At 57.8% G+C, this 8,576-nt stretch carries 12 protein-coding genes; 6 read left to right on the plus strand and 6 right to left on the minus strand.

Annotated elements, in window-relative coordinates:
- Positions 1 to 509, plus strand: a 509-nt coding sequence (locus tag A3754_RS05800; RefSeq protein ID WP_231880508.1) for a hypothetical protein, incomplete at its 5' end; no start/stop codon positions are given.
- Between the two features lie 59 nt (positions 510 to 568).
- On the opposite strand, the gene A3754_RS05805 is transcribed toward A3754_RS05800, so the two are convergent.
- Complete coding sequence (locus A3754_RS05805) at positions 569 to 1,933, minus strand: deoxyguanosinetriphosphate triphosphohydrolase (protein WP_063519062.1); 1,365 nt, start codon at positions 1,931 to 1,933, stop codon at positions 569 to 571.
- A 122-nt stretch (positions 1,934 to 2,055) separates the two neighbouring features.
- On the opposite strand from A3754_RS05805, the gene A3754_RS05810 reads away from it, so the two are divergent.
- Positions 2,056 to 2,730, plus strand: a complete 675-nt coding sequence (locus A3754_RS05810; protein ID WP_082872540.1) for a type 1 glutamine amidotransferase domain-containing protein — start codon at positions 2,056 to 2,058, stop codon at positions 2,728 to 2,730.
- A gap of 139 nt (positions 2,731 to 2,869) precedes the next feature.
- Positions 2,870 to 3,346, plus strand: coding sequence for a glutathione peroxidase (locus tag A3754_RS05815; RefSeq protein ID WP_063519063.1), 477 nt, complete (start codon positions 2,870 to 2,872; stop codon positions 3,344 to 3,346).
- 21 nt (positions 3,347 to 3,367) lie between these two features.
- On the opposite strand, the gene A3754_RS27345 is transcribed toward A3754_RS05815, so the two are convergent.
- The 5 genes from A3754_RS27345 to A3754_RS05835 form a co-directional block, all read right to left on the minus strand.
- Entirely contained in the window at positions 3,368 to 3,511 is a 144-nt protein-coding gene (locus tag A3754_RS27345) for a hypothetical protein (protein ID WP_197468491.1), read from the minus strand.
- 152 nt (positions 3,512 to 3,663) lie between these two features.
- On the minus strand, positions 3,664 to 4,089 hold the full coding sequence (locus A3754_RS05820) for a YeeE/YedE family protein (RefSeq protein ID WP_063519064.1): 426 nt from the start codon (positions 4,087 to 4,089) through the stop codon (positions 3,664 to 3,666).
- Positions 4,089 to 4,526: a YeeE/YedE family protein gene (locus A3754_RS05825; RefSeq protein WP_063519065.1), complete on the minus strand. Its 438-nt coding sequence runs from the start codon at positions 4,524 to 4,526 to the stop codon at positions 4,089 to 4,091. Before A3754_RS05825 ends, A3754_RS05820 begins: the two co-directional genes overlap by 1 nt.
- Positions 4,523 to 4,834 carry a metalloregulator ArsR/SmtB family transcription factor gene (locus A3754_RS05830; RefSeq protein WP_063519066.1) on the minus strand — a complete coding sequence of 104 codons (312 nt, stop codon included), beginning with the start codon at positions 4,832 to 4,834 and terminating at the stop codon, positions 4,523 to 4,525. The genes A3754_RS05825 and A3754_RS05830 overlap by 4 nt, the downstream gene beginning before the upstream one ends.
- A gap of 97 nt (positions 4,835 to 4,931) precedes the next feature.
- Positions 4,932 to 5,606, minus strand: coding sequence for a hemolysin III family protein (locus tag A3754_RS05835; RefSeq protein WP_063519067.1), 675 nt, complete (start codon positions 5,604 to 5,606; stop codon positions 4,932 to 4,934).
- 329 nt (positions 5,607 to 5,935) lie between these two features.
- Here A3754_RS05835 and A3754_RS05840 point away from each other — a divergent pair, with 329 nt between their 5' ends.
- From A3754_RS05840 to A3754_RS05850, 3 genes are all read left to right on the plus strand, one after another.
- Positions 5,936 to 6,382 carry a Dps family protein gene (locus tag A3754_RS05840; RefSeq protein ID WP_063519068.1) on the plus strand — a complete coding sequence of 149 codons (447 nt, stop codon included), beginning with the start codon at positions 5,936 to 5,938 and terminating at the stop codon, positions 6,380 to 6,382.
- Positions 6,383 to 6,596: 214 nt separating this feature from the next.
- Complete coding sequence (locus A3754_RS05845; protein WP_063519069.1) at positions 6,597 to 7,658, plus strand: efflux RND transporter periplasmic adaptor subunit; 1,062 nt, start codon at positions 6,597 to 6,599, stop codon at positions 7,656 to 7,658.
- Positions 7,659 to 8,576, plus strand: a 918-nt coding sequence (locus tag A3754_RS05850; RefSeq protein ID WP_197468492.1) for an efflux RND transporter permease subunit, incomplete at its 3' end; no start/stop codon positions are given.

Below are 8,576 nucleotides of genomic sequence, written 5' to 3' on the forward strand. Positions count from 1 at the left end.
AGCAGCTTGAGAAAGCTAGCTCTGTAGATGTTGCTGGGTTGAGCTACGCAGTTCAGAGCTCTTCAGTGGAGCTGCAGAAATACGATGCTGACCCAAACAATGCTTCGGAGGATCCTGGATTTTGGAATATCGATCTTTATGTGGAAAAGTTTCTCCTGACCTTTAATGATGACGCTAATCAAACCGTTGATCTTGATTTTGAAAGTGAATTCAAGGGAGATCTTTGGGAAGATGGAACGATGCGCTTCGACGTTGACACAACGCCTGGAAGCGAGCAGCTTTTCTGGGCCCAAGATGGAAATAAACTGACTTTGTCAGAAACTCTGGGTGGTGAAGTTGTTGTAGAGTTTATTGTGACTGAAGGCGCTGGAGTGATTTACGCTTTAGATGCTGAATTCGAAGAAAATGACCCAGGATCTCCTACTTGTGGGGATGGAACACAAACCTGCTACGGCGACTTTTTCGACAGTGGCACATTGATGGGTATCCGCCAGAGCTCCGTTCAGTAATGTTGCTATGACGTATAATCGAGTGGACCATTTTGGTTCGCTCGATTATTTATCCCTTCCTAATACCGCGTCTCCGCCATTCCCGAAAACTGCTTGGCCAGATAGGTGGCGTAGTTGTCGGTCATGCCGGCGAGAAAATCCAGCGCCCGCATGATGCATTGATAAATTCTTTCCTGTTCCGGTAATTGCTCCAGGTTTTCCGGAAAACTGTGGCGGCCAATCAGATCAATGATGCGTTCGTGGCGGTAATTGTTGTATGTGCTTTTTGTGCTGTTGCAGGCATGGGATACGGCGGCTTCTATCAAACCATCCAGTAATGCGCCCATCACTTCAAAGGCGCCGATTTCCAGTTCGATCTTGCGGGGATGTTCAAAGACTTTTGAGCGGGCCAGCTGTTTGGCATTTTCAACCACATCGCGCACGGCGGGTTCGCAGTGGCTGATTAGATCCCCTTCCATTCTCCCGCGTAACAAAGGTTCGTGATTGGCTACAAAAGCCTCGACCCCTGCTTCAATAAACCGCTCGATGATCTTGCCGCGCAGTAGTGCCGCCTTGCGGCCGTCGCGCAGGTCCGAGTGAATCAGGTCGCGCACTTCCGTGGTGTCGGGCAGGGCCGGTTGCAGCAGGGCATAGACTTCATCCCAGTGCAGCAGGTCCATTTCCAGGCCGTCTTCCAGATCAATGATGGCATAACAAAAGTCGTCGGCGGCTTCCATCAGGTAGGCGAGTGGGTGGCGACAATAACGGCCGGTTGTCTGCGCGAGAAGACCTGTGGCCTCGGCCACTTCGCGGAAGGCGGTCGCTTCTGAGACAAAGGCGCTGTATTTGCCTGGCTTGCTGCTGGCGGCGCCCGCATCAGCAGACAGCCACGGATACTTAAGAAATGTGGCCAGGGTGGCGTAGGTGAGCCGCATGCCTCCGTCGTACTGGTGGTACTCACTTTTGGTGAGGATGCGAAATCCCTGGGCGTTGCCTTCGAAAAAGGTCAGGTCGGTTTGCTGGTGGGCGGGAAGCATGTCGAGAAAATGTTGCCCCCGTTCCTGAAACCAGGCGCGAATGGCGCGCTCACCGGTGTGGCCAAAGGGCGGGTTGCCGATGTCGTGGGCCAGACAGGCGGACTGAACAATATCGCCGAAATCGGTGGCGCTGACGGTGTCGGGTAGCAGCTGGCGCTGTTGCAGGCGTTCTCCCACGCGAATACCAAGCGTGCGCCCCACGCAGGAAACTTCCAGCGAGTGGGTCAGGCGATTGTGCACGTGGTCATTGGTGGCCAGCGGATGGACCTGGGTCTTGCGGGCCAGCCGCCGGAAGGCGCCAGAAAAAATGATCTTGTCGTGGTCGCGCAGAAACGCGGTACGGCCACTTTCATCCTTGGCGCTGCGTCCGCCCAGGCGGGCCTTGTTCAGTAACTGATGCCAATCCATGGGGTTCCCCGCTACATGCTTGCAGGCCACATGCTACACGCAGGCTAACCTTGCATGCGACGACTTTGTGCCACACCCTCTGTGCATATTGTATCTCTCGTTGCGAATTTTCGGAGGCATTTATGAATCTGGATAAACCGCTACTGATGTTGGTGACCAGCGCATCGCAAATGGGGCAGGGCCAGCAGACTGGCCTGTGGCTGGAAGAATTCGCCGTGCCGTATTTGTTGTTCCGGGAAAACAATATTCCGGTGGTGGTCGCGAGCCCGAAAGGGGGCAAGATCCCGGTGGACCCCAACTCGGTGCCGGATGACAGTGAGAAAGAGGCCTGGGCTGACGCCATTACGGCCTTGCAGGATACCCGTGAACTGGAGGCCGTCTGGGAAGATGGCTACTGCGGAGTCTTTGTACCCGGCGGCCATGGCGCCATGTTCGATATGCCGGACAACCCGCTGGTGGCGGCGGTCATGGAGCGTACCTGGGCACAGGGCGGCCTGTTAGGCGCGGTATGCCATGGCCCGGCAGCACTGGTGGGCCTGCGCAACGAAGAGCGCGCACCACTGGTGCAGAACAAGACGCTGGCCTGCTTTACCAATAGCGAAGAGCGGGAAGTGGGGCTGGATGAGATCATGCCGTTTCTGTTGGCCACCCGGCTTGAGGAGCTGGGTGCCCGTCTGGATCTGGCGGAGGATTTTACCCCCCATGCGGTCACTGACGGCAAGCTGGTCACCGGGCAGAACCCACAATCCAGCCGCGTGGTGGCCGAGGCGGTGATTGCACAGCTCTATAGCGAGTAGCGCCTGGCGGTAGGCACGCTATCCTCGCAGTGCGTCAGGGCTTGCCGTATTGTTAGGCTCAGCCTTGGTGGTGGGTTGTGGTTGCCACTCCCTGCGGGCGCCTTATTATTCATGTCTGGATTTATCGTCAGGAGAGATCATGGGGATTTATGATTACAGCGCCACCACCTTGAGTGGTGAAGAAAAATCCTTGTCCGAGTTTCAGGGCAAGGTGTTGCTGATCGTCAATACGGCCAGCAAATGCGGGTTCACTCCCCAGTTTGAAGGGCTCGAAGGGCTGTATGACGATCTCAAGGACAGGGGGCTGGAGATTCTCGGTTTCCCGTGCAATCAGTTTGGCAAACAGGAGCCTGGTGGGGCTGAAGAAATTGGTGCTTTTTGCCAGAAGAACTATGGTGTCAGCTTTACCATGTTCGACAAGATTGATGTGAACGGTGACAACGCGCATCCGCTCTATCTCTTCCTCAAGAAGGAAGCGCCGGGCGTGCTGGGCAGCAAGGGTATCAAGTGGAATTTCACCAAGTTCCTGGTCAACAAGGACGGCAAGGTGGTGAAGCGCTATGCGCCCACGGACAAACCGGAGTCGATCAGGAAAGACGTCGAATCTCTGCTGTAGGGCGCGTGCTGGCCCTGATTGTTAATGGCTCCCTTCTCGCGTGGAATCGGGGGCCGTTTTCTTTTTCTTGTCCTGGTCGTAATGCCACTTGATGGCGAAGAACATGCCCGTGCCAAACACGGCCAGCTTGAAGACAAGAAAAATGATAGGAACCCAATGAAACATGTCGGGTATCTCCAGCCCTTTGACCTGACAAGGAGAGGCATGACGCAAAATGCCACGGGTTCTCTCCATTTATGCCGATAGATTCTAGGCCAGGCCAACAAGCCTTCGATATTGGACATAGTGTCTCAGGACGTTATGTCGTAGTGGACGGATCAATCCGGTTTTTTGCGTTCCAACATTTCAAAGATCATCATTCCGATGAGCATGGCAGCTACGAACACCACGGCCTTGAGACTGCCCGTGCCGAGGGCCACCAGCGCCGGGCCCGGGCAGAAGCCGGCCAGCCCCCAGCCCACACCGAAGCCCAGCGCCCCGAGTACCAGACGCTTGTCCAGCTTGCGGTTGGTGGGCACCTGAAAGCTGTCACCAAACAGGGGAGCGGATCGCTGCCGGGTCAGGTAGAAACCGATGGCCGATACCGCAATAGCGCCACCCATCACCAGGGCCAGGGACGGGTCCCAGTTACCGGTGATATCCAGAAAGGCCAGCACCTTGGCCGGGTTGGCCATGCCGGCGAGCAACAGGCCGAGGCCAAAAATCAGGCCGGCCGCAAAAGCGGTGATATGACTGCGATGCATTATCCCCCTCCCAGCAGATGGCGAACCACAAAGACGGTGATGAAGCCGCTGGCCATGAAGGCGACAGTGGCTGCCAGGGAACGGGGGGACAGGCGCGATATGCCGCACACGCCGTGGCCACTGGTACACCCGGCGCCGTAGCGAGTGCTTATGCCCACCACCAGGCCGGCCACGATCAGAAGCGGGAGGTCGGCATCGATTACCATTGCGGGCAAGTTCCCGGCCAGTGCCCAGACGGTGGGGGCGATGAACATGCCGAGGATAAAGGCAATTCGCCAGCCCCGGTCCTGCGTTGCCGGGCGCAACAGGCCGCCAACAATGCCGCTGATACCGGCGATGCGACCGTTAGTGTGCAATAGCAACAGGGCGGCCAGGCCGATCAAGGCGCCGCCGGCCAGGGAGGACCAGGGGGTGAGGGCGTTCCAGTCGATGCTCATGGGGTGTCGCCGCAGAAGCGCTGATACAACACTTCCAGTACGGCCAGGGCGTCCGGGTTGGCCACCTGGTAGAACACCTGCTTGCCTTCCCGGCGACTACTGACCAGCCCTTCGCGACGCAAAATGCCCAGTTGCTGGGAAAGAGAGGGTTGGTAAACACCCACCAGGGGCTCCAGTTCACTGACACTGCGTTCGCCTTCAGCAAGGCGGCATAGCAGCATCAGCCGGTCCGGATGGGACAGGGCCTTGAGTAGTTGGCTGGCTTGGAGGGCATTGTCACGCAGGGTATCGGGGTTAATCGCAATCATGAAACGGGTCCAACAATATATAATTAAGTAAAAAATATATTGATGAGACGTAGACCTCAAGTCTTTTTTGAATTTTGTTCATAAAATGCAGGCTGAGTCAGCTGATGGGCGCGGTGAAAGGCAGCACCCCGTAATAGACCGCGAAGAAATGGCAGATACTGCCGCCCATGACGAACAGGTGCCAGATGGCGTGGTTGAAGGGAATAAAGCGGTCCGCCAGGTAGAAGATCACGCCCACGGTATAGGTGATGCCGCCGGCCAGGATCAGCCAGAAGCCGATGTCATTGAGTTTGCTGGTCAGGTCGTTGGAGGCCACCAGAATCAGCCAGCCCATGGCCAGGTAAATACCCACGCGCATCAGCTTGAAGCGGTGCCCGTACAGGGCCTTCAGGGCGATGCCAGTGAGCGCCAGCGCCCAGATCACGGCAAACAGAATCCAGCCGGTTTGGCCGCGCAGATTGACCAGCAGGAAGGGAGTGTAAGTGCCCGCAATCAGGCCATAGATCGCACAGTGGTCCAGCATCTTGAAGGCGGCGCGCCACTTCGGGTTGCGCAGGCTGTGATAGAGCGCGCTGGCGCTGTAGAGCAGGATCAGGCTGGCGCCGAAAATACTGAAGCTGACAATTTTCCAGGGGTCGCCCAGCAGGCTGGCCGACACCACCAGGATTACCGTGCCGGCGATGCTCATGGCCGCGCCAATGCCATGAGTCAGGCCATTCAACCACTCTTCCAGAATCGAATAAGGAGGTTCCGGATTGGGGGCTACAGCCATTGGCGGTCTACTTTCGGTTAACGGATGAGGTTGCATCATGCCGAGACGTCGACCCGGGTGTAAAGCGCCAAATCGGACAGATCGGCAGATTGATTTTTCCTATGTGCGCGATAACGCAAATGCCTTGCCAGTCCAGGAACGTCTGTGGCGGTACCGCGTCTGATTATGTAGAAACAAGCGTTGTAGCAACAAGAAGAGAGGGCCGAAAGGGCGTCGCCATTGAAATGCGCTTGGCGAACCCAATGGTGTTAGGGAGTACGTTTCCCGGCAATCAACGGGAGCGCCCTTGGCTCTGCTGGCAAGGACAATACTGGAAAAGGAGGCACTCCATGATTGAACACAACAAGCAGGTCGCTGAAGAACTGAGCAAGCTATTGGCCGAGAGTTACACCCTCTATCTCAAGACGCACAAGTATCACTGGAATGTGACCGGCCCCATGTTCCACAGTCTGCATCTGCTGTTCGAGCAGCAATACATCGAGCTGGCGGAGGCGGTGGACACCATTGCCGAGCGTATCCGCGCGCTGGGCTGGAAGGCGCCGGGCAGCTATGCCGAGTTTGCCAAGCTCTCCACGGTGCAGGACGCCACCGGCGACCCGGATGCGTCCGGCATGATCAAGGAGCTGGCAGAAGACCACCGTCGGGTGGCGGAGCGTGCCAACCGGGTATTGAAGCTGGCGGGCGAGCATGAAGATGAAGGCTCTGGTGCGGTGGCCAGTGATCGTATTGAAATTCACGAAAAGTCTGCCTGGATGTTGTCTGCCCATCTGGGCTGATCGCGCCTCGGCGCACGCATTTTCTTAACCCATGACCCGGGCCGACATTCGTCGGCCCTTTTTTGTGCTGGATCTTTTCCTGGCAAGGGCGGCTCCCTGAGCCCTCGTCTGATAAGGTCAAAATTCTGCAGTTGGTGAAAAAGCTGCACCTGATACGGCCGTACCTGTGCGACAATTGGTACTAACAAGTACCGTTTAGATCGGGGAGAACACGATGAAACGTTTTTGGATGGCCCTTGGCCTGACGCTGGCCCTGTGGGGCTGTGGTGAGGAACCGCAGGCGGAGGCCCCGATGCCGCAACCGGTGAAGTTGCAAACCGTGAATGGTGGCGACGGCACGTTGCGCCACTACCCGGGCAAGGTGGTCGCCACGGAAGGGTCCGAGCTGGCTTTTCGGGTGTCCGGCCAGATGGAGCGTTTCCCGGTGCGGGCCGGGGAACAGGTGAAGAAAGGGCAGTTGCTGGCGGCGTTGGACCCAGCGGATTTCAACAATCAGCTGGCCGACCGCCAGGCCCAGTATGATCTGGCCGAGAGCCAGTATCAGCGTGGTATCAGCCTGCGTGACCGTGGGGTGATTTCCGAAGCCCAGTTTGATGAGATCCAGGCCAAGCGGCGCCAGGCCCAGGCCGCCTTGAGCCTGGCCCGCGACAATGTGAACTACACGCGCCTGAAAGCCCCTTACGGTGGCACGGTGGCCCGTACCGAAGTGGAGAACTACCAGTTCGTGCAGGCCAAGCAGCCGATTCTCTACCTGCAGGGCGACAAGAACATTGATATCGAATTTGCCGTCTCCGAGCGCTTCTTTACCAACCTGCGCAAGGACGGTGAGGACTACCAGCCGGATGTGCGCTTTGAAGGGGCTCCGAATACCACCTTCAAGGCCAGCTACAAGGAGCACGAAGCCAGTGCCGGGGATCGCACCCAGACCTACATCATTACCCTGACCATGCCCAACCCTGAAGGCATCATGGTGCTGCCGGGCATGAGTGTGGATGTGGTGATTGATCTCAGCCAGATCATGCGGGCCACGGACGCCTTGCCGGAAGTGCCGGCCGCGGCGGTGTTCAGCCCGGATGGCAAGGATGGCGCCCATGTGTGGAAGCACCAGGACGATGGCACCGTGAGCGCCGTGCCGGTGACGCTCGGTGAAGTGGTCGGTGGCGGCGTTCAGGTCACGGCCGGGCTGGAGCCGGGTGACCGGATTGTGGTGGCCGGCGTTCACCGCCTGAAAGAAGGGCAAGCCGTTCGCGAGCTGGTGAAAGAGCGGGGCCTGTAAATGAATATTGCCGAGTACAGTATTCGCCACAAGGTGGTGAGCTGGTTATTCACGCTGATTCTGCTGGTCGGCGGGGTGGTGAGTTTTACTCGCCTGGGGCAACTGGAAGACCCGGAGTTCACCCTGAAGATCGCCATGGTGATCACGAATTACGCGGGCGCGTCGCCCCGGCAGGTGGAAGAGGAAGTGACGCTGCCGGTGGAAAAAGCCATTCAGAGCCTGCCCTATGTAAAGAATGTTACCTCCATTTCCAGCAATGGCCTGTCTCAGGTGCAGGTGGAAATGAAACCGGAATACCGGGCCAGCCAGCTCAAGCAAATCTGGGATGAGCTGCGCCACAAGATGACCGACCTGCAGGGCCAGCTTCCCCCGGGGGCCGGGACCATTCAGGTGATTGATGATTTCGGTGATGTGTACGGCATTCTGCTGGCGGTGACCGGCGAAGGCTATTCCTACCAGGATATGAAGGACTATGCCGACTACCTGACCCGCGAACTGGTGCTGGTTGAGGGCGTCGGCAAGGTCACCATTGGCGGTCAGCGTCAGGAGCAGGTGCTGGTGGAAATTTCCCGTACCCGGCTGGCATCGCTGGGCATCAGCCCGGACCGGATCTTTGGCCTGCTGCAGACCCAGAATACGGTGAATCCGGCGGGCAAGGTACGGGTGGGTGATGAATACATCCGTATTTATCCCACGGGTGAATTTCCTTCTGTGCAGAGCATGGGGGATTTGCTGATTTCTGAGCCCGGTGCCAGCGAGCTGGTCTACCTGCGCGACGTGGCCACCATCGAACGTGGCTATGCGGAAGTGCCCAACCATCTGTACCGCTTTAATGCCGGTCCGGCGCTGACCATGGGCATTTCTTTTGCCTCCGGCGTGAACGTGGTGGACGTGGGGGGCCGGGTGGATCAGCGCCTG

The organism is Alcanivorax sp. HI0083 (assembly GCF_001635175.1).